The sequence below is a fragment of the Moraxella nonliquefaciens genome (assembly GCF_001679005.1).
GTDB lineage: Bacteria > Pseudomonadota > Gammaproteobacteria > Pseudomonadales > Moraxellaceae > Moraxella > Moraxella nonliquefaciens.
Genome location: NZ_LXTW01000032.1, coordinates 97697 through 119404, shown reverse-complemented (window position 1 = coordinate 119404; position 21708 = coordinate 97697). Strand labels below are relative to the sequence as shown.

At 43.1% G+C, this 21708-nt stretch carries 16 protein-coding genes; 7 read left to right on the top strand and 9 right to left on the bottom strand.

What is annotated here, in order from left to right; genetic code table 11:
• Positions 1-84 precede the first annotated feature (84 nt).
• The 3 genes from A7456_RS07620 (at position 85) to A7456_RS07610 (ending at position 1924) form a co-directional block, all read left to right on the top strand.
• Positions 85-249, top strand: coding sequence for a rubredoxin (locus A7456_RS07620; RefSeq protein WP_029102102.1), 165 nt, complete (start codon positions 85-87; stop codon positions 247-249).
• A 6-nt stretch (positions 250-255) separates the two neighbouring features.
• Positions 256-1260: an alpha/beta fold hydrolase gene (locus A7456_RS07615; protein ID WP_066887417.1), complete on the top strand. Its 1005-nt coding sequence runs from the start codon at positions 256-258 to the stop codon at positions 1258-1260.
• Positions 1261-1321: 61 nt separating this feature from the next.
• Positions 1322-1924: a fumarylacetoacetate hydrolase family protein gene (locus tag A7456_RS07610; protein WP_067009254.1), complete on the top strand. Its 603-nt coding sequence runs from the start codon at positions 1322-1324 to the stop codon at positions 1922-1924.
• Between the two features lie 26 nt (positions 1925-1950).
• Here A7456_RS07610 and A7456_RS07605 read toward each other — a convergent pair whose 3' ends face one another.
• The 3 genes from A7456_RS07605 to A7456_RS07595 all read right to left on the bottom strand — a co-directional run bounded on the left by A7456_RS07605 (position 1951) and on the right by A7456_RS07595 (position 6104).
• Complete coding sequence (locus A7456_RS07605; protein ID WP_066887410.1) at positions 1951-3339, bottom strand: MFS transporter; 1389 nt, start codon at positions 3337-3339, stop codon at positions 1951-1953.
• A 121-nt stretch (positions 3340-3460) separates the two neighbouring features.
• Positions 3461-5206 carry a phospholipase D family protein gene (locus A7456_RS07600; RefSeq protein WP_227713228.1) on the bottom strand — a complete coding sequence of 582 codons (1746 nt, stop codon included), beginning with the start codon at positions 5204-5206 and terminating at the stop codon, positions 3461-3463.
• Positions 5207-5381: 175 nt separating this feature from the next.
• On the bottom strand, positions 5382-6104 hold the full coding sequence (locus A7456_RS07595; protein WP_067009250.1) for a Bax inhibitor-1/YccA family protein: 723 nt from the start codon (positions 6102-6104) through the stop codon (positions 5382-5384).
• Positions 6105-6331: 227 nt separating this feature from the next.
• On the opposite strand from A7456_RS07595, the gene A7456_RS07590 reads away from it, so the two are divergent.
• Positions 6332-7300 (top strand): NAD(+) kinase, encoded by a 969-nt coding sequence (locus A7456_RS07590; RefSeq protein WP_082995544.1) that lies wholly within the window; start codon positions 6332-6334, stop codon positions 7298-7300.
• Between the two features lie 60 nt (positions 7301-7360).
• Here the strand turns inward: A7456_RS07590 and A7456_RS07585 are convergent, their stop codons facing one another.
• Positions 7361-8029 (bottom strand): glutathione S-transferase, encoded by a 669-nt coding sequence (locus A7456_RS07585; RefSeq protein ID WP_067009248.1) that lies wholly within the window; start codon positions 8027-8029, stop codon positions 7361-7363.
• A 193-nt stretch (positions 8030-8222) separates the two neighbouring features.
• On the bottom strand, positions 8223-9479 hold the full coding sequence (locus A7456_RS07580) for an MFS transporter (protein WP_062500183.1): 1257 nt from the start codon (positions 9477-9479) through the stop codon (positions 8223-8225).
• A 296-nt stretch (positions 9480-9775) separates the two neighbouring features.
• Between A7456_RS07580 and A7456_RS07575 the strand changes: the two genes are divergently transcribed.
• Together A7456_RS07575 and narL are read left to right on the top strand one after the other, a co-directional pair.
• Complete coding sequence (locus tag A7456_RS07575) at positions 9776-11848, top strand: histidine kinase (RefSeq protein ID WP_145916103.1); 2073 nt, start codon at positions 9776-9778, stop codon at positions 11846-11848.
• A gap of 116 nt (positions 11849-11964) precedes the next feature.
• Positions 11965-12624, top strand: coding sequence for a two-component system response regulator NarL (gene narL / locus A7456_RS07570; RefSeq protein WP_067009242.1), 660 nt, complete (start codon positions 11965-11967; stop codon positions 12622-12624).
• 2 nt (positions 12625-12626) lie between these two features.
• On the opposite strand, the gene A7456_RS07565 is transcribed toward narL, so the two are convergent.
• Positions 12627-13463, bottom strand: coding sequence for a Crp/Fnr family transcriptional regulator (locus A7456_RS07565; RefSeq protein WP_067009239.1), 837 nt, complete (start codon positions 13461-13463; stop codon positions 12627-12629).
• Positions 13464-13613: 150 nt separating this feature from the next.
• On the opposite strand from A7456_RS07565, the gene can reads away from it, so the two are divergent.
• Complete coding sequence (can, locus tag A7456_RS07560) at positions 13614-14291, top strand: carbonate dehydratase (protein ID WP_228141034.1); 678 nt, start codon at positions 13614-13616, stop codon at positions 14289-14291.
• A 43-nt stretch (positions 14292-14334) separates the two neighbouring features.
• On the opposite strand, the gene dnaX is transcribed toward can, so the two are convergent.
• The 3 genes from dnaX to lysS form a co-directional block, all read right to left on the bottom strand.
• Complete coding sequence (gene dnaX / locus A7456_RS07555) at positions 14335-16266, bottom strand: DNA polymerase III subunit gamma/tau (protein WP_067009236.1); 1932 nt, start codon at positions 16264-16266, stop codon at positions 14335-14337.
• Between the two features lie 153 nt (positions 16267-16419).
• Entirely contained in the window at positions 16420-19983 is a 3564-nt protein-coding gene (gene putA / locus A7456_RS07550) for a bifunctional proline dehydrogenase/L-glutamate gamma-semialdehyde dehydrogenase PutA (RefSeq protein WP_067009234.1), read from the bottom strand.
• 174 nt (positions 19984-20157) lie between these two features.
• Positions 20158-21690: a lysine--tRNA ligase gene (gene lysS, locus A7456_RS07545; protein WP_067009231.1), complete on the bottom strand. Its 1533-nt coding sequence runs from the start codon at positions 21688-21690 to the stop codon at positions 20158-20160.
• Positions 21691-21708 lie beyond the last annotated feature (18 nt).

The window sequence follows — 21708 nt, the reverse complement described above, 5'->3', positions numbered from 1 at the left end:
ATGAACATATCCGCCCAAAAAAGACTTTACAAAATGAGCGTATGAGTGTAAACTTTAACCCCATTTATTAACAAAGCTATCGCCATGAAAAAATATCAATGTATCGTCTGTGGCTGGATTTATGATGAAGCTTTGGGTTGCCCAGAAGAGGGCTTACCCGCTGGCACACGTTGGGAGGACATTCCTAATGATTGGACATGTCCTGACTGCGGTGTTAGTAAAGAAGATTTTGAAATGGTTGAGATTTAATCATCCATGACCCATTTATCTGCATCCATCAATCAAGCACCACCACCAGACTGGGACAGATTCAACCAAAACTGGCAAGCGTCTGACCTGTCACCCTACTTTTATCAAAGTATGGTCAATGTTGGACGTGGCATCACCCTGTGCGTAGAAGCAGGGGGTAACCCCGACAATCCGCCCTTGCTGTTCATCACAGGCTTTGGCTCACAAATGCTATTTTGGTCAGATGCCTTTTTAAAAAGGTTTATGGATGCAGGATTTTTTGTCATCAGATTTGACAATCGTGATACAGGTCTTTCCACCAAAATCAAGCACCTAACCAAACTGCCCCACACCAACATTTTAAAAATGATTGTCAAAAATCAAATAGGTCTGTCCAATGCTCGTGAAAAAGTCGCCTACACCTTACCTGACATGGCAGATGATGTGGCAGGGCTTATTGATGCGATGAATCTGGGCAAAACACATTTGGTTGGAGCGAGCATGGGCGGTATGATTGCCCAAATCGTCTGTGCTAAGTACCCCCACCACACCCATAAACTGACCCTACTGTTTAGTAGCACCAACCATCCTTTTTTACTGCCACCCAAGCCCAAAGAGTTTTCTACCTTTTTTAAAAAAGCCCAAAGCAACAGCGAACGAGACATGCTCCGTCATGCGGTGTGGTTCATGACAGCGGTCGGCTCGCCTGGACATTTGGACATCAAAGGCACTCGCCATATTGCATCGGTGCGTTATCATCGTTGTCATCATCCGCTAGGCATGGCTCAGCAGATGAATGCCATTCTTGCCACAGGTTCTATTTTTAAGTATACTCGTCAGATAATCGCTCCCACGCTCATCATCCATGGTAACAAAGATGGGTTACTGCACCAAAGTCATGGCAAGCACATCGCCAAAATCATCCCAAACAGCCAATTTGTGGGCGTGGACGGTATGGCTCATGACCTGCCAGTATATTATCAACCATATTTGGCCAGTCTGATTATAAGGCATTTGTCATCACAGGTCTAAGCTCATCGGTTGCGTTTGGTTTTGTCCATGCTTTTTATCCCACTTTTTTGGAATTTTTGCCATGACCACTGTTTTTATCAATGAGCAAGCCTACCCCATTAATACCATCTATTGTATCGGACGCAGTTACGTGGAACACACCCACGAACTGGGCAACCAAATCCCAACCGAGCCTTTGGTATTTTTAAAGCCAAACAGCAGTATTGTAACAGGCGAGATACTCACGTTGCCCAACTTTTCAGACAATGTTCATCATGAGACCGAACTTGTGTTACTCATCGGCGAAAATAAACAAATCATCGCCTACACCGTTGGGCTTGATTTGACCGCCAGAGATGTGCAAGACACCTGCAAGGCAAAAGGTCTGCCATGGCTTAAAGCCAAAGGATTTAAAGGGGCTTGCTGGCTTGGGACATTCAAACCATTTAAAAAACGTCATTATCACCTGCTCTTAACAGTCAATGATGAAATCCGCCAAAATGACAGCACCGATAAGATGATGTATTCATTTGATTATCTTGTGGATTATTTGGACAATCTCTATAACATACAAGCAGGCGACATCATCATGACAGGCTCACCAAAGGGCGTGGGGAGATTAGAACATGGCGATGACTTATCGGTTGGGATTGATGATGACAGATATCCGCTTAGGGTAAAATAACCATCATCTTTGACAAACACCCTACACTATCTGGTGATATCTCGCTCACTTCTGGGCAGATAGTAAATATAAAAACTTAAAAATATCGTAACCAGCCCCACCCACAGCAGATACAAAGCAGGAGTAAGTGGCAAATGAAAGGTTACAAATGCCAATAGTGATGGCATACAGCCTGCCACTAACACATAAGTAACATTATAAGTCAAGGCAATGCTGGTGAGACGAATCTTAGTGGGGAATAGCCGAGTTAATACCGCAGGCAACGTGGCAATCAGTCCACCTGAAAAACCGAACAGAGCAAACCACAATAATGTTAAATCACTGCCACGCCCCAATTGAACAAAAAATAGCGATGTGTTGGCAATGAATAATATACCACCAAAAATCATCACCATGCCCACATTAACCCTATCCACCAAATAACCATAAAATGCACAGCCAATCATCATAAAAAATACCGCAATACCAGAGCCAAATGTCAAAATACTCTCCGATATCACAAAGCTGATATTAAGTAAGGTTGGCATCATCATGGCAATAACAATAAAAATACTCATCATAATCCACGACACAAGTACAGCAGGGATAAGGCTAGACAGGCGATTTTTGGTGATGATTTGAACCAAAGATGATTTTTGGATGGATTGGGGCTTATCATCACAGAAAATATTAGAATCTGCCAAATCTTGAATCTGAGTTGTGGTTAGCCCATCAAAGCTCATGGCACTTAATGTATGCTCCTCTGTGGCATGACGCTCTTTGGTCTGTGTGATAATGGGTGTCTCTTTGATGAATTGTAAAGATAGCAACAACAATACTGACAGCATGGCTCCAACCACAAAAGGGATTCGCCAGCCATAGCTGAGCATGTCTACATAAGTTAGGGTATTTGCTAGAAAATTTGACAACAGGCTCACCAAAAGCACCCCCACCAAAACACCCACCATAATAAAACTACATCCAAAACCCACACGTCTCATGGGCAGCTGTTCTGTAAGTAGCACCAAAGCAGATGGAATTTGACCGCCATAAGCCAATCCTTGACCAAAACGAGCCAGAATAAACAAAATCGGAGCCAATACCCCCACATGTTGATAGGTTGGTAACACAGCGATGATGAAAGTAAAAACAGTCAAGCCAAGCAAGCTCAAAAACAGCACCGCTTGCCTGCCATTAACATCACCATATTGCCCAAGCAAAAATCCACCAACAAGATGGGCGAGATACACCCCAAGACACATTCCTCCCACTTGCATTGAATGCAACCATTTTATCTCACGTCCTCCAAAGAAATTATCAATGATTGTCTCTTTTAGATAAAACACCAATACATAATCAAAAAATGCCAACATGGACACCAAGGCGACTGTGGCAATCAGACGAACATGATAAGATGATAAGGTGGTATAAAGCATTGTGAATAATTGTGAATATTTGTATATTATTTTGTATAATGTACTAAAAATTGCTTAAAATAGCAATCACTTTTATGTATTTGTTACAATTGGGGCGTGAGAACATTAAGGAGCATGACAATCACAACAGCCAATCTATTGGTAACCAACTCATCAATGACACACCGACATTCTTAGGGGCACTCATGTGCGGTTCTTTGTCAAAAATCACCTCTTTACCATGCTCTAAGGTTCGCCATTGTAATCGCCCATCAACCAAACGCACCTCATAGACTTGATGCAAAATCGCCAGATTCTCTTGATCATCTGCGTTATTTAGGGCATCGTGAAGCTGATGTGCCAATTTTTTATCATAAATCATCACACCAAGCTCGGTATTAATGTTCGCTGAACGTGGGTCAATATTATACGAACCGATAAACACTTTATGATCATCCACAGCAAAGGCTTTGGCATGCAAGCTGGTGCTGGTCATGTGTTTGGTACGCCACAGTTTATTTTCATCTTCACTCATGCCTTTGGCGGTTGATTTTAATTCATAAATTCTCACGCCTGCCGATAACAGTGCAAAACGCCAATGCCCATACCCTGCATGCACCGCTCCGACATCGGTGGCATCAAATGAGTTGGTCAGTATGCTCACCCTAACACCATCCTTGGCAAGAGCAGTTAAGGCATGCACACCGTCTTTGGTAGGGACAAAATATGATGAGATGATGCTCAAACGTTCTTTGGGGCGACCGAATTCATGGCGTAATTTATTCACCAAATATTCATCTTTGGCGTTTTTATTTTTAGTTTTGGGACTAAGTTTTAACGCATCGTCTGCCAAAAACTTCATATCAACCCAGCGAAATGGGACGTTCTTATTGAGTAAATCCTTACCAATGGTACTGCTTGCCACAGCACCACGATAAGTGCGTAAAGCCCGCTCATCTTTTGTAATATCTAAATCATCATCTTTATCAAATAGCGTCATCGATGACGAAGATGACCTCTGTTTGTCTGTTGATACCAGCGTTTCAATATCATAAGCAGTGGGTGATTGCCAATATTCATCAAAACTTTTGGTGATATCATCAACCACTTGACCGATCAGCAAAACATCCAAATCAGCAAAATGATTGTTGTGATGATTGTTTAGGTATTCGTTACCGATATTACGCCCACCGATGATACTAATGTGATTGTCAAATGTCATGCTTTTGTTGTGCATGCGTACATTGATACGTACAGGCGAAGTCAGATAATTTATGAACTTATGATGGCGATAAGTAAAGGGATTGATGACTCGCACAGCAATATTTGGGTGTTTGGCAAACAAGGCAAGGCGTTCATCAAGGCTGGGACTGCCATTAAAATCATCAAGCAATAAGCGAACAAGCACCCCTCTGTGTGCCGCTTGCCACAAATCTTTTAACATCAAAAGCCCAGCTTCATCGTCATGCCAGATATAGTATTGCACATCAATGGTATGCGTTGCCATGTTTGACAAAATACTGCGAGATGCAAAAGCATTGGCACCTGTGGCAATGGGATAATATCCCGATAGCGTGGGATGATATTCGGTCTGCTCATCAATGATGGTACTCAAAGATGGTGTGGACTGTATGAATGGGTCATTTGTTGGGGGGTTTACTCGTTTGCCCAAAAAACCTGTGTCTGTATCATTGTCATATTGATTTAAATCGGTCTGACTGTGGTCGCTTTGATTGTTCATACGTTTGGCAAGTAACGCCTCATGTGCCAAATGCACCCTTTTGGTCAGTTGGATACTCTCTGGCAAATGGGCAATGGTCGGTAATGACTGACAGGCACTCAAAATCATGCCCATTATAAACACCATCATCAACATACGAAAAGTCATCGCCATCACTCATGCTCACCAAAATTGACAAATTATAACAAATAATTAAGTCATGTTGAACCTTTGCCAAACATTTGTTGCAAGATAATTTGTTGCAAGATATCATCAATATCCAACAAAAAAACGCTCTAATTAGAGCGTTTTTATTTGGTCTCATTTAGAGTAGAGTCATCGGTCATTCTTGTAAATAACCAATCAAACGCAAGAATTCAATATACATCCACACCAACGTTGCTAATACGCTAATGCCATACACCCATTCAAATTCTTCATTGACACCATACATAACACCATCTTCAATATTTTTAAAATCAAGCAACAAGAAGAACGAAGCGATGAGCGTGGTAAATACACTAAAACCAATAGCAATCATGCCACCGTTAAACAAATGGGGGATAGAACTGCCAAACACCAGCGACATAATCCACTGAATGGCATAAACAATCATGATAGCGATAGAGGCAGATACCACCAATGAGCGGAATTTTTCGGTTACTTTGATGATGCCAGTACTGTACAAGGTTAGCATCACCGCTGCACTGACAAAAGTCGCTGACAAGGCAAGCAGTGGCACGCTTGGGGCTTTATAAAAGGCAAAAGCACTTGCCACACCAATGACAACCCCTTCTAGGGCAGCATAAGGTACTGACAGTGTTTTGGCAAGGTGTGGTTTAAAGGCAGTCGTCAAGCCAATGCCCATGGCAGCAAGCATTGCCACAATAAACAGCCCAACCAACACCCCTGATGATATACCACTCATCAGAGCAAAAAAGAACAGCCCAAAACCTGTGGTAGCAGAGATGCCAAGCAGTAGAGCGGTCTTTTTGACCACGCCATTAACGGTCATTGGTGCATCGCCTGCAAGCAGTTCGGTACGACTAATAATAGGGTTTGCCATGATTTTCCTTATAAGACAGAGATTTAAGATAGAGATTGAAAATTAACACGGTTAAACGTTTTATACTATATTTACCTTTAAAAATCAAGCATTTTGTTATCTTAGCAGATAAGAATGGTCATGTTTTGTGGTATGTTTGATGGATTTTTACTTGTAGTCTGCTTAAAGTTTGGTTATTATATGTGCTTTTGGGTGCTACATTAAAATACATCAGGACTGTTGCCATCATGACCGATACCGCCATTTCACTGACATCTGTCAAAAAAAGCCATTTTAAACGCATTGGGCTTATGGGGCGTGCTGGCAAAAAAAGCATTATCACAACATTAAATGAACTCATTCATCTGTTGACCCGGTGGGGGTTGGATATTGCCATTGATACCAATACCGCAAGCATTGATGGAATACACATTGGTGGGCGTGATGACCACATAAAAATCGTACCACGTGGACGCATGGGTGAGTATTGTGATTTGGTAATGGTTGTCGGTGGTGATGGTTCTATTTTACAGGCAAGTACTGTACTGGCGGGGACGGGCGTGCCTGTGCTGGGGGTTAATCGTGGGCGACTGGGATTCTTGGCGGACATCAATCCTGAACGCTTGGCGGTGGAGTTATCAGAGATTTTTGCTGGTGAATATCACATTGATGAGCGGTTTTTGTTAAAAATGCAGATATTGGGATCAGATGATAACGGTCATATGCAAGTTTTTCATGAAAGCTACGCCCTAAATGATGTGGTATTACATGCAGGCAAATCGGTGCATACCATTGATTTTAAACTACAAATTGATGACATTGATGTCTATCGTCAGCACGCTGATGGGCTTATTGTGGCGACCCCAACAGGCTCTACCGCCTATTCATTATCAGCAGGAGGGCCCATCATTCATCCCAATTTGGATGCCATTTGTTTAGCGCCCATGCATCCACATACGCTGTCTAGTCGCCCCATCGTGGTTGCAGGAACCAGTAAAATCACCATTAACATTCATAAAGATAACCGTACTCAGCCCATGGTCAGTTCTGATGGTGAGGCAAGTGTCCCTTTGGATAATAATCAAACCCTACTCATCACCAAGCACAATAAATCTCTCATTCTGCTACACCCCTTGGATGTGGATTTTTATCAAGCCTGTCGCACTAAGCTAAATTGGAGCTTATATACCGAAGAGTTTTCGTTAAAGGATGAGTAGCAAAAGGATGAAAGGAAAAAGCGGTCGCTCATCACTCATAAATTTACTCAACTCATAAATTTACTCATAATTTTGTGCCATCTCAAAGCCAGGCCGAGATTGGCAATACGCCAGCCAGTTATGAATATGAACCCACTCATCAAAGAGAACACCTGATTTTTTCATTTGGGCAATGCCAAAATGCAAATGAATGTCCACAGCACCAAATACGCCCTGCCCTGCCCCCGATAAATAACGCCGATTTGCCAAATGTTCGTTGAGTAGAGCCAATGCCTTATCCACGTTGGGGGAGATGAATGATTTCTCAACGCCTTTTTGTATGTTTTTGACAATGGGGCGGATAAAAAATGGCGACTTTTGTACGATTTTAGCAAACACCAATCGCATGACCAGATTTGGCATGAGTGAACTTTCAGTAAAATGCAACCAAAAAGCATAATCTTCCCACGCTTCATCGCTTGGAGAGAGTTTTGCTTGTGTGTCATAATGACGCAACAGATATTCAATGATAAAACCCGATTCAGCAAGTGTTTTGTCACAAGACTCATCTATTAAAATCGGTGCTTTACCCATTGGGTGAATGTCTGTTAGCTCTTTTGGGGCAAGGTGGCTTTTGGTGCGTTCGTGTTTGATGACACGAAAAGACGTGCCATACAAGGCATTTAATTCGCACAACAGCCATAAGATACGAAAAGAGCGAGAATCATTTAAGTGGTGTAGGGTGAGCATGAATGTTCCTGTTAAAAGATGACCAGATTGGATTTGCTGGTATTAGCTAATCGGTGCATGTTATGCAATCATCATTCTTATCTGTCAAATACTGCCATCATAGCAAATCCCCATCTAAAACACAAAACTAAAATACAAAAACAAGCGAACTGCCATAGATCGCCTGTTTTTCCTGTTTTTAAATCATCACGTGTTATTTTTTCATCTTTAACATGGCTTGATGATTTTCTTCCATTTTAGGTTTGACCTCCGAGACATAAATCCACACAAGGCTGACCCATACCACGCCAAACATAATCATAAACGCTGATGAACGCACGCCTGTGATGTCCACCGCTACCCCGAACATGATGGGTAGGATAAATCCACCCAACCCCCCTGCCAGACCAACCACACCAGAGACCGCCCCCATGTTTTCTTTGTATTCATCCGATAAATATTTAAATACAGAGGCCTTACCGATGGCAAAGGCAATACCCAAAAAGAAAATCAAGATGGTAAAAATGGTGGCATTTAGACCAATGTGAAACGCTCGCTCACCGTGTACCGTTTTGACCACAAGATCTGTTTGGGGGTATGATAAGATGAACAAAAACAAAAAAGATGCCCACAGTACCCACCATGTTACGGTATGGGCTGAGTATTTGTCCGACAGCCAACCACCAAGTGCACGCAGTACGCCCCCTGGCAAGCTAAAACATGCCGCCAAAAATGCTGCTGTTTGTAGGCTAAATTCATACTCATTAACATAATATTTGGTCATCCACAAAGCAAGGGCAACATAGCCACCAAAGACAATGGAATAATACTGACTATAACGCCACACATTGGGGTCTTTTAACACCGCCAATTGACTGGCAAAACTTACATTACTTGCCGAACGGTGAGCCTTATTATCAAAAGACATGAACCAAAAGCCAATGGCAGTAACAAGCATTATCCCTGCATATACCTTTGGCAAAAACTGCCAACCGCCATAAGCGATGATGGCAGGGCCTACCATTTTGGTGAGTGCCGAACCTGCATTACCTGCCCCAAACACACCCATGGCAAACCCTTGACGGTCTGCTTCAAACCACTTAGCGACATAAGCAATCCCAACCGAAAATGAGCCACCTGCCAGCCCTGCAAACAGACCCAGCACCAAAAACTGCCAATAGGCATTGGCATAACTCATCAAAAATATTGGTACAACACATGCCATCATCAAAGCGAAAAGCACAACCTTTCCGCCATATTTATCCGTCATCATGCCAAGTGGCAGACGAACAAGAGAACCTGTCAGCACAGGTGTGGCAGCAAGTAGCCCAAATTGGGTCTCAGATAAGTCTAGTGCTTTTTGGATTGGGATGCCAAGCACCGCAAACATCATCCAAATCATAAAGCAGACGGTAAATGCGATGGTTGATGAAGTTAGTACAAGCAGTTGTTTAGATTTTTGAGTTGCCATAATCTCCCCCCATGTTTTAGGGTTTTCTTTGGCATGGCAGTCGTGGTAAAATAACACGCCACACAGCCAGTGTGTTAAAATTTGTTACTGTCATGATAATCAAACTTTCTCAAAAAATAATTGATTACAATCAAGTTTTTATCAATAAGTTTTCTATATAATAGTCCAATACTTCTTTGGTAGTATGATAAAATTTGGTATTGACACTGATAAAATACCTATTTTTCAATGACTTACAAATGAAATACACCACCGCTTTGCTGACATGATGCACTTATTTTTTATTGACAAAATTTTTGGGAGTATGGTTTGTGCTGTTTGCCTTGTTAAAAAAATTCACACACCAAATCAGTCCAACCACGGTAGGGCATTCCATGACAAGGCGTGCAAGTGTGGCAGTGGCGTTTATTTTTTTGACAATTCTAAGTGTTTCTACATACAGTTTTTATCTTGTCAGTACCGCCGAAAAAGACGCACAAGCCATCAATGATGCAGACTCTATTCGTATGGCGACCTATCGCATCAACCATGAATTGGCACTGCTCACAAATCCGAAATTAGCTCACACACCAAGCCCCATCTTAGCAGATGACATGACCGCCCGCCTTGATAAATTAAGCCTATATCAAGCCAAAAACAGCAACAAAAATGACGATATTGACAAGGCACTCATCAAAATTCGTCATGATTGGGAGCACACGCTACTGCCAATTTTGATGCACAACGATGGTGTAAATTTTTATGAACACTCTTTGGCATTTTTAGACGATGTCAATGATTTGGTTGATGCCATTGGCAAACGTAACGAGTACCGTCAAGCACGTCAGCAGCACATCCAAATCATCTTGCTGCTGTTCATCATGTTTGTGATGCTAGTTGGCATGTACGAATTACACCGTAATGCCTTAATTCCTTTGAAAAATCTTACCAATACCGCGCGTCATTTTAGGCAAGGCAAATCGCTTAACATGCAGGCAAGCAAGATGGATATTAAGGGCTATCAAGAATTCAACGAGTTATCAGATGCTTTTTTTGTCATGCTTACACTCATTGATAACCATCAAAACGAACTTAAAAAACAGGTTGAACACCAAACCCATCATCTTACCCAAAGCAACAAAGCCCTATACAGTCTTTACCATTTTGCCGAGAAAATCGCCACCACACACCATCTAAACAGCGAAGAGCTTCATAAACTTATCCAAGATTTTGCTCGCCTACTGCCCAACACGGAGCTGTCTTTGTGCATTCATGGGGAGAATTTTGAAAATGATGTCATCATGAACCTATCAGAGCGTAAACACCATGACTTTTGCACCCCAGATGATTGTGAGCATTGCGAGCTAAAAATTGACATGCACACCCGCATCATCCCCATCAAAAGCACTGATACTCACTGGGGCGAGTTACTGGTGCGTGAACCCATAAACTCTATGACAAAAAACCGCATCACCCTACTTAATATCAACGAAGACAATAATCTGTCCGAACAAGACCTGCCGGGGGTTTTGGCACAACTTATCGCCCTAACTTTTATGTCAAACCAACGCCAAAAACAAGCCGAAGAATTGCTGTTGTCCGAAGAACGCAACACCTTTGCTCGTGAACTGCATGATTCCATCGCCCAGACATTATCACACCTAAAAATACAGTCTGCCATGTTAAAAACTCTGGGTGAACAAGAGAAAAAACTCCTTACCGATGAGCCAAACCTGCAAAACAAAGAAACACTATTAAAAATTCATCAAAAACAAGACAAGGTTCGCACCGACCTAAATGATGCCACAAACCACGCCTACGCACAGCTTCGAGACTTATTAAATACCTTTCGCTTAAAAGTGGATGGGGGAGATTTTAATGATGCCTTAAAGATAACGGTTAAGGAATTTGAGAGCAAAGGGGGTTTTAATATCAACTTTGACAATCAAATATTAACCTTAAACCTATCAGCATCTGAACAGGTAGATTTATTACAAATCACCCGAGAGGCACTCTCAAACATTCATAAGCATGCCCATGCCAAAAATGTCAATATCACACTCTACCAAGACAGCATCAGTTATGAGGCCATCTTGCGTATCAGTGATGATGGCATTGGCATTTGTCAAAGCGACAAACAAAAGCCTGAACATTATGGACTTAGCACCATGAGTGAGAGGGCATTGAATTTAGGTGGCACGATAAGCACCGAACCAATTCGCCCCACAGGTACCGAGGTATTTGTTCGCTTTTTGCCCCAATTTTTCTTAAAAAAACTCAAAAGCCCACGTCCCAAACCCAAACTCAAAGAATGGACAGCCGAACAAATCAGCACCGCCACTTATGAACTCACCTGTGAACTCAATGATGAATTTGGTCAGACATCTTGATGGCAGATGAAGTATAATAGAACAATTTGCCAAATTTATTTGGCAAATTTTTAAATTAACTGATTTAACTTTTTAAATTTAACAATTTTAACCCTCACCCAACCAAAGACATCATCATGAACCAAAAAATCTATACTGCCACAAGCCCCGCCCGCCTATTACTTGTTGATGACCATCCCATGTTACGGCGTGGCATGGCGGACTTGTTATCCTTAGAAATGGACATTCACGTAGCAGGCGAGGCCAACCATGGTATTGAAGCACTCAACTTTTTACAAGAGACGAGTGTGGATTTGATTGTCCTTGACTATAACATGCCAGTGATGAACGGAATTGAAACCCTAAAAGCCATCCGAGAACGTCAGATTGAAGGCAAGGTACTGTTGTTTACTGTCTCTGACAACATCAAAGACGTTCAAGATGCCCTAGCTTTGGGTGTGGACGGTTATCTGTTAAAGGACATGGAACCCGATGAGATTGTTGGTAATATTCGTCGCATCCTGCGTGGGGAGCTTGTTATTAGCCCTGCTCTTGCACCCATTTTGGCAGCCGCCATACGAAAGCCTGTCCAACCTGAAAGCAACCCTGATTTGACCGAGCGTGAATTACAGGTGCTCTATATGATACGAGATGGCATGAGTAACAAAATGATAGGTAACAAATTGGGCATTGCTGAATCTACTGTTAAAGTGCATGTCAAGCACATTTTGGCGAAAATCAGCTTACGCACTCGTGTGGAAGCTGCTGTGTGGGCGGTAGAAAATTTGGACAAATAATCCTAGTCACTAACCAACGCAAGCAATCTCTCAGCATCCATCAGACAGTATTGTGATTTGCGTTTACTGATAAGCCCTGCATCAATCAGCTCTTTTAGCGTGCGAGAGAGTGTCTCAGGACGCAGTCCAATTTGCCCTGCCAACTGTTTTTGGCTAAATGGCAACTCAAACGGCACACCCACAGGATAATGTGTCAAAAAGTAATAGCTGAGTTTGGATTTGGCTTGGACAAAAGCAAGCAGGTCGCTACTGATGAGATGATAGTACATACGCTTACTTATGGTGTTGCAAAACCACATGATAAGATTACCCAAATCAAAATCAGCAATACTCTCAAAATAAGCCTGCACAGGCAAAGTTGCCACAACGGTGGGGCATTTGGCAGTGGCGGTCAGCTGATGAATGCCACGCTCTTTGATGAGCAGTTTAGAATGGCGTGTGGCAATGTTAGTTTTAGAGATTTGCTCTGCCACATCATTCATCTGCCCTACTTGATGGATGCCCATACCAAAATCAGCACCATTGTCTGTCTCCAACCCCCACAGTACGCTTTCATTGATAAGCCCCATTTCATGATAATTGGCAATCAAGCACGCCTGCCCACTTGGCAGTTCACGATGACACATCACCTGCCCATCTAACAAAAAATACAGATTTTTTACCACGCTGTGCTGAATAAAAATCAGCTCACTCTTGGCGTATTCATGAATGACAACCTGATCAAGTAACTCATCTTTGACTGTCTCTCCTGCAACAGATTGGGGCAAAAGAGCAAATAAAGGATGAGTCCGTAAGGTATCAAGGTAGGCTTTTTTGGTGTGTTCAGCAGATTTTATCATCTTCTTAGCCATACAAAATAAATGATGCCATAATACTGTGCTGTATGTGCCATCCATATTCCCCAAAAGCACAGATAAAACCCATCACCTACCCCTTTTGGCTAGTATTTGGTTACTGACTTTTGGCGGTTATTGGTATGGCAATGCTTGATGAATGTGCTATTTTATGGCACATCAAACTTATTCACACCTTTGGAGCATGACATGTTGTCCGACTTATTGACATCCAACCGTTTTTGGGCTCAAAGTTTATCCGCTCGCAATCCTGACTATTTTCCAAGCCTTGCCCGCCAGCAGTCCCCTAACTATTTTTGGATTGGTTGCTCTGACAGTCGTGTTCCTGCCAATGAAGTGGTTGGACTCATGCCCGGAGAATTGTTCGTGCATCGCAATGTGGCGAACATGGTCGTCGCTACTGATATGAATTTATTGTCTGCTTTACAATACGCTGTGGACATGTTAAAGGTTGAACACATCATTGTTTGTGGTCATTATGGCTGTGGTGGGGTGCGTGCTGCCCTATCACACCAAGAATTTGGGCTGATTGATAACTGGTTACGCTCATTAAAAGGCATTTATTATCAGCATTTGGATAAATTTAACAATTTAGACATTGATGAGCAAATTGACCTTTTATGTCAGCTTAACGTCAAGCGTCAGGTAACCAATGTTTGCCACACCACCATCGTCCAAAACGCATGGCACAGAGGACAAAAACTGTCTGTGCATGGCTGGATTTATGGATTAAAAGATGGCTTGATTCATGATTTGGAGGTCAGCGTTCATGATTTTAGTCAGCTAAAAGAGGCTTTTGTGTATGAAGTATAATATGTATCTGCCTTTGGTATTTATATGGGCATGCTTTGGTGCTTTATTCATTTAGCCTAAGTTGCACCGACGTGATGGCGTTGTCATCATTGATAAACTTATCCTGATATAGACTTTGCAAAACAGGGCTATTTAACAGCTGATTGCTGGCGGTGATTAATACCTGCTCATCTCGTTGCTTTTGCTTTTGTGCAGGTGTGGCAAGATGGGCAAATTCACTTTGGTCAAGAAGTGGTGTCTCATCGTGTAAGTGGGCACTGCTAAAATCTTGACTAAATTTTTTGGCAAAGCCCTTAAAACTTGAAAAAATCTGCTTGTTATGCTCAGGCACATACAGCTGACAGTCGCCATCTATCTGCCCCACCATCATCGCATGACTTGCCATCGCCAATTCATCGGCATCGAGTTTATGTTCACGGCGTGCCACCGCCACCCAATAATCCCATTTCTCTGGTGTCCACTCGCCTGCCAACGCTACCTGCTGTGGCATGAGTTCATTTTTTAACTGCTCTTTGGTTATCTGCCCTGACGGCTTGATGTCGTTTGTTGATTGAGAATTGTTTACCGCTTGACCAATTTCTTGATTACCAATTTCTTGATTACCAATTTCTTGATTACCAATTTCTTGACCAATTTCTTGACTTTCTTGACTTTCTTGACTTTCTTGACTTTCTTGACTTTCTTGACTTTCTTGACTTTCTTGACTTTCTTGACTTTCTTGACTTTCTTGACTTTCTTGATATTCTACAACTTGTGTATTTTGTAAAATCGGAAAACTTTCATTTAAACTTTCATTTAAACTTTCATTTAATTCATTGTCTATTTGTTGAGATTGCTCGTTTGGTGTTGGTTTGGCATGATTTTTGTCAATCACTTCATCATCTGCCAACGGACGAAAGGCAAGAAGTCGCAAAATGCCCATCTCTAACGCCTGCATGGGTGTACTGGCAAGGCGAACACTGCTTCGTGCCTTGACACTGATTTCATAATAAAGCTGTATGACATCGGCAGGCAAGAGATTTGCAAGATGATAAAACGCCTGTTTTTGCTCATCGTTCATATCAAGGGGCATGTCAGGCAAAATCTGCACAAGTGCCATCGCATGAAAGCTGTCCACAAGACGGTCAAGTAAGGCGGTCGCATCCACCATCTGCTCACGCATGCGGGTAATATGGCGAGCAACACCCAATCTGTCATCATGATAAATATCACGCACCAAATCCAACACATCAAGACTGTCAACAAGCCCGAGCATGTCCATGACGGTATCCTCCCCAACCTGACCCCCACCAAAGGCGATGGCTTGGTCAGTCAAAGACAGAGCATCTCTTACCGAGCCTTTGGCAGACTGGGCAAGCTGCCATAGGGCGGTATCATCGTAGGCAATGTTTTCAGCGTGCAAAATTTTGGATAAATGGGCGTGGAGTAACGCTTGCGACATCGGACGCAGCACAAATTGTAAACAGCGAGAGACGATGGTGATGGGAAGTTTTTGGGGGTCAGTTGTTGCCAGAATAAACTTGACATGTTCAGGTGGTTCTTCTAGCGTTTTTAGTAGGGCATTAAACGAATGCGTGGAGAGCATATGCACCTCGTCAATCAAATATACCTTGTAACGCCCCTGAGTTGGGGCGTAAGGGACATTTTCTAACAAATCACGTGTGTCTTCCACCTTTGTGCGAGAGGCAGCATCAATCTCAATTAGGTCAATAAACCGCCCATGATCAACACTGACACAAGTATCACACACACCACAAGGAGTGCTGGTAATGCCTGTTTGGCAATTTAGGCATTTTGCCAAAATCCGTGCAATGGTCGTCTTACCCACACCCCGAGTACCTGTAAACAGATAAGCATGGTGCAATCGCCCTGCATCAATGGCATGTGATAAGGCTTGGGAGACATGAGTTTGTCCCAATAATTCGCTAAAATTTTTGGGGCGGTATTTGCGTGCTAAAACTTGGTATTCGGACATGACAGATGGGCAAAGCGGTATAAATTTATGCCATTATACCGCATTTTGTCTATTTAGAATACCGATTTTGGCTTTACTTGTGGCTGACCACACGTTTTAACCACGGTTGATTTTTCAAAAGTTGATTTTATTCAAAAGCCATTTGAATGCCCATCAAGCACTTGCCATCAGACTGGCATTACCTCCTGCTGCTGTGGTGTTGTAGCTTTGGCTGATCTCATGATAAAGGCGTGCCATATCAAAGCTATCTGTGGCATCAATCACACGGCGAATCGCCCCATCAAGCTCTGACAATCGCACTTTTTCATGAACAGCTAACTCGGACAACGCCACGATGATGGTGTTTTTATCCACATTTTCTTGCTCCATCACCTCTAACACCCCTGACAGCTCATTAGCATAAGAGGCAAGCTCATGCTCTGGTGTGATGTGTGCCTTAGTACCATTTAGGGCAAGCACAACAAGAGATGCCAACGCCTTATCCAATGCACCATTTGTCAAAGCAACCGAGTGCGGGGCATGCCATGATAAGGTATTAACCTCACCTGTTGGGCCTTTTAAGGTGGTTTGGGCGTGGTTTAATGCTCTTTGGCGGGCTGTCTTGATGGTGTCATCCAAATTAACACCAACCAACTGGGCGACATTCATAACAGAGGTCACAGTATCATCATAAGTTGTGGCAGGCTTATCAAGAGTTGGTACATTCCAACTGTCCAGACGGCTTAGACGTTGTAAATAAAAGCATCCACCAGCTTTTGGCCCTGTACCTGACAGACCATGACCACCAAAGGGTTGCACACCCACGACCGCCCCCACAATGTTGCGATTGATATAAACATTACCTGCCTGTATGCGACTGGCGACATGCTCTATCGTGCCATCAATGCGACTGTGAACGCCATGTGTTAAAGCATAACCCTTATTGTTAATGCTGTCTATGATATCATCAAGCTCATGGGTGCGATAGCGAACAACATGCAGTACAGGCCCAAAGACCTCTTTTTTAAGCTGTGATAGATCTTTTAGTTCAAATAAAATCGGCGCAACAAAAGTGCCATGCTCACCACCCACAACACGCACCTCATGATAATCACTGGTTTGTTTTAGGGCGTTGATGTGTTCTAGCAGATTTGTTTGAGCATCACCATCAATCACAGGCCCAACGTCTGTACTTAATAGACCCGGGTCAGATACGATAAGCTCATCCATCGCCCCTTTTATCATCTCAATCATATGTGTAGCAATGTCCTCTTGGATACATAAGATACGCAAGGCAGAACAGCGTTGACCTGCTGAGTCAAAGGCAGATGCCAGCACATCGGCACACACCTGCTCTGGTAAGGCAGTAGAGTCTACAATCATGGCATTCATACCCCCCGTCTCAGCAATGAGTACAGGATTGTCAGAGCGTTTAGCAAGCAGGGTATTAATACGCTTAGCAACGTCTGTTGAACCTGTAAAAATCACGCCATCAATACGCTCATCTGCCGTCAAAGCGCCCCCCACATCCCCTGCACCCAGCACCAGTTGCAAGACATCGGTATCAATGCCCACCTCATGCAACCACGACACCGCCAAATGAGCGATGATTGATGTTTGCTCGGCAGGTTTGGCAACAACCGTATTGCCTGCACACAAAGCAGACACCACCTCACCTACAAAAATTGCCAAAGGAAAGTTCCATGGACTGATTGCCACTACCGTACCCAGTGGTGTGTTTAAGTTTAGGCGTTCACACTCATCGGCATAATAACGACAAAAATCTACCGCTTCACGCACCTCAGCAATGGCGTTTGGTAAGGTTTTGCCTGCTTCACGCACCGCCATCATCATAAGTAGTGCCATGCGTTTGGGCTCTTCCATCAAATCAGCAAAGGCTCGTATCATATCGGCACGCTCTTTTGGTGAGACTTTCTGCCATTTTTTTTGGGCAGCGGTGGCAGCACCGATCACCTCCAAAGCACCATCTGGCTTCATAAAAGCAACTTGCCCAACCACATCTTCATGATTGGCAGGGTTTAACACGGCAAAGGCAGGGGCATGAGCAACACGGTGATGCGTCAAAGAGCTGACATTAAAGTCAATGCCACTTGCCATCGTCATGTTCTCTTGTAATTGTGCTAAAACATGTTCATTGGATAAATCCACGCCCCATGAATTTTTGCGTTCGCCATAGATATGACGTGGATTTGGTGTCAATGGGTTTGGCGTGATTTGGTTGAGATTAATCTCATCTAAGGGTGAGACAACCAGTTCATCAATGCTGACCTTCTCATCTACGATACGATTGACAAAGGATGAATTTGCTCCATTTTCTAGCAAGCGACGCACCAAATAAGCAAGCAAAGTCTTATGCGTACCCACAGGGGCATAGATGCGTACACGGCGACCGAGTTTGTCTCCGACTACCTGATCATATAAGGTTTCACCCATACCATGCAAGCACTGAAATTCAAAATCAAGCTCTTTGCCCATCTCATAGATGGTTGCCAGTGTTTGGGCGTTGTGTGTGGCAAATTGTGGGAAAATGACATCTTGGGCTAAAAACAGTTTTTTGGCACATGCCAGATAGGATACATCTGTATGGACTTTACGGGTAAAAACAGGATAACCGTCCATACCATCTACCTGAGCCCATTTAATCTCGCTGTCCCAATACGCACCTTTGACAAGACGAATCATGAGTTTTTGGTTGTGGCGACGAGCCAAATCAATGAGATAATCAATAACAAAAGGACAGCGTTTTTGATAGGCTTGCACCACAAAGCCAATGCCAGCAAAGCCCGCTAAATCAGGATCAGACACCAACGCTTCCATCAGTTCAAGCGACAACTCCAAGCGATGTGCTTCTTCGGCATCAATATTTAGCCCAATATCATACTCTTTGGCAAGCAAAAATAACGCCTTTAACTTAGGCAACAGCTCACTCATTACACGCTTGTGCTGTGAACGAAAATATCTGGGATGAATGGCAGAGAGTTTGACCGAGATGCCATTACCATCATAAACACCTGCACCTTTGGCATCTTTACCAATGGCGTGAATGGCATTGACGTAATCATTAAAATAACGGTCAGCATCCGCCTGTGTCATGGCAGCCTCGCCTAACATGTCAAAGCTAAAACGATAACCTAAGCGTTCACGTTCTTTGCCATTACTAAGGGCTTCATCTATCGTCTGCCCTGTTACAAATTGCTTACCCAAAAGTTTCATGGCATAATTGACACCGCCACGAATAAAAGGTTCACCACCTTTTTGTAGAACACGGGTCAAAGCTGAAGCCATTGAATCATCTGAGACATCCGTGGTAAGCTTACCTGTCAAAACCAGCCCCCAAGCGGCGGCATTGACAAACATGGATGGGCTATGACCAACATGACGTTTCCAATCGCCATCGGCAAGTTTATCACGAATGAGTTTGTCTCTGGTAACATTATCAGGAACACGCAGTAAGGCCTCAGCAAGGCACATCAGGGCAACACCCTCTTCGCTAGATAACGAAAACTCATGCATGAGTGCATCCACACCTGATGATTTGGAGCGGTCGGCACGCACCTGAGTGATAAGCGAGCGAGCGAGTGCATGAATGCTGTCTTTTTGGGCTTGGCTAAAATCAAGCGTACCTGCCAGATTTTGTACCGCCACCGCTTCATCCAAACGATAAGCAGCGGTAATGGCATCTTTTAATGGGGTCTGTGTGTGTGTAAAACGAAACATAAAATCTCCTTGATTGTTTTGTCAATGACACACAATTTTAACATAAATTTAAGCCATGTTAATAGAATTTTGCTCTTATGATGAAAATCTTTTGTGATAAAAAATGGTTTTGGGACAATGACGATAACATTCATCCCAAAACCACCCAATATCTCACAAAAGCTCTTTTGGGTCTTAACCCTTATGTCTCATGTGTGGAAATAAAATCACATCACGAATGCTTGGAGCATTGGCAAAAAGCATGACAAGGCGGTCAATACCAATACCCTCTCCTGCGGTAGGTGGCAAACCATATTCTAAGGCTTCAATAAAATCAGCATCATAATGCATCGCTTCATCATCGCCTGCATCTTTTTGGGCAACCTGCTCATGAAAACGCTCAGCTTGGTCAATGGGGTCATTGAGTTCGCTAAACCCATTGGCAAGCTCACGCCCCCCAATAAACATCTCAAAACGGTCTGTAACGTGCTGATTGTCATCATTACGGCGTGCCAATGGCGATGTTTCGGCAGGGTATTCGGTAACAAACGTCGGTTGGCGAAGTTTGGTCTCAACCGTCTCTTCAAAGACGATTGTTTGCAATTTACCCAAACCAAAAGATGGCTGTATCTCTTGTTTTAATTCATTTTTAATAAAATTTGCCAAAAATTCACGGTCATTAACATCATCTGTGGCAAAGGTTGGGTTATGCTCTAAAATGGCATCAAACATCGTGATTTTTTTGAAAGGACCTTTAAAGCTAAATACTTCATCGCCATAAGGCACATCGGTTGAGCCTAAAATATCGGTCGCCAATTTTTCAAGCATACGCTCAGTCAGACTCATCAAATCCTTATAATCAGCATAGGCCTGATAAAACTCAATCATCGTAAACTCAGGATTGTGACGTGTGGATATGCCCTCATTACGAAAATTACGGTTAATCTCAAACACACGGTCAAACCCACCCACAACGAGACGCTTTAAGTATAGCTCTGGGGCGATACGCAAAAACAAATCCATATCAAGGGCGTTATGGTGCGTAATAAATGGACGGGCAGATGCCCCCCCTGGAATCACATGCATCATCGGCGTTTCTACCTCCATAAAACGCTCATCCACCAAAAACGCACGAATGCCTGAGACGACTTTGGCACGAATCTCAAAGGTTTTGCGGGTCTCTTCGTTTACCATCAAGTCAAGATAACGCTGACGGTATTTGACCTCGGTATCGGTCAGACCATGAAACTTATCAGGCAAGGGGCGTAAAGATTTGGTCAGAAGTTCAAATTCTTCTAGATGCACATACAAATCACCCTTGCCTGAACGCCCAATATAACCACTTGCTCCCACAATATCGCCCAAATCCAAAGATTTAATTAACTCTAAGGTCTGACCAGGCAAGCCTTTTCTATCCACATACAACTGAATCCGCCCTGTCATGTCGCTAATCACGATAAACGAGCCACGATTAAGCATGACACGCCCCGCCACTTTGGCATAAGTTTTGTCGCCCGCCTGTGCCTTGGTCTCCAAAGTTGCCTTATCCACATTGGCAAATTGGTCTTGCAAATCTTGGGCGTAATCTTCACGCTTAAAAGTATTTGGATAAGCAGTTTTGCCATTGGCTTGGGCTTTTGTTTGCAATTCTTGCAATTTGGCAAGTCGTTGAGCAATTAAATCATTTTCGCTGATTTGAGTATCGGGAGTTTGGGGTTGGTTTGACATAATAAAAGCCTTAATATC

Bases quoted from the DNA above. Each gene is read 5' to 3' on its own strand.
- A7456_RS07580 (WP_062500183.1), bottom strand. From the start codon at position 9,479: ATGGCAACTCAAAAATCTAAACAACTGCTTGTACTAACTTCATCAACC.
- narL (WP_067009242.1), top strand. From the start codon at position 11,965: ATGAACCAAAAAATCTATACTGCCACAAGCCCCGCCCGCCTATTACTT.
- putA (WP_067009234.1), bottom strand. From the start codon at position 19,983: ATGTTTCGTTTTACACACACACAGACCCCATTAAAAGATGCCATTACC.
- lysS (WP_067009231.1), bottom strand. From the start codon at position 21,690: ATGTCAAACCAACCCCAAACTCCCGATACTCAAATCAGCGAAAATGAT.
- A7456_RS07595 (WP_067009250.1), bottom strand. From the start codon at position 6,104: ATGGCAAACCCTATTATTAGTCGTACCGAACTGCTTGCAGGCGATGCA.
- A7456_RS07600 (WP_227713228.1), bottom strand. From the start codon at position 5,206: ATGACTTTTCGTATGTTGATGATGGTGTTTATAATGGGCATGATTTTG.
- A7456_RS07620 (WP_029102102.1), top strand. From the start codon at position 85: ATGAAAAAATATCAATGTATCGTCTGTGGCTGGATTTATGATGAAGCT.
- A7456_RS07610 (WP_067009254.1), top strand. From the start codon at position 1,322: ATGACCACTGTTTTTATCAATGAGCAAGCCTACCCCATTAATACCATC.
- A7456_RS07615 (WP_066887417.1), top strand. From the start codon at position 256: ATGACCCATTTATCTGCATCCATCAATCAAGCACCACCACCAGACTGG.
- dnaX (WP_067009236.1), bottom strand. From the start codon at position 16,266: ATGTCCGAATACCAAGTTTTAGCACGCAAATACCGCCCCAAAAATTTT.
- can (WP_228141034.1), top strand. From the start codon at position 13,614: ATGAATGTGCTATTTTATGGCACATCAAACTTATTCACACCTTTGGAG.
- A7456_RS07585 (WP_067009248.1), bottom strand. From the start codon at position 8,029: ATGCTCACCCTACACCACTTAAATGATTCTCGCTCTTTTCGTATCTTA.
- A7456_RS07565 (WP_067009239.1), bottom strand. From the start codon at position 13,463: ATGATAAAATCTGCTGAACACACCAAAAAAGCCTACCTTGATACCTTA.
- A7456_RS07605 (WP_066887410.1), bottom strand. From the start codon at position 3,339: ATGCTTTATACCACCTTATCATCTTATCATGTTCGTCTGATTGCCACA.
- A7456_RS07590 (WP_082995544.1), top strand. From the start codon at position 6,332: ATGACCGATACCGCCATTTCACTGACATCTGTCAAAAAAAGCCATTTT.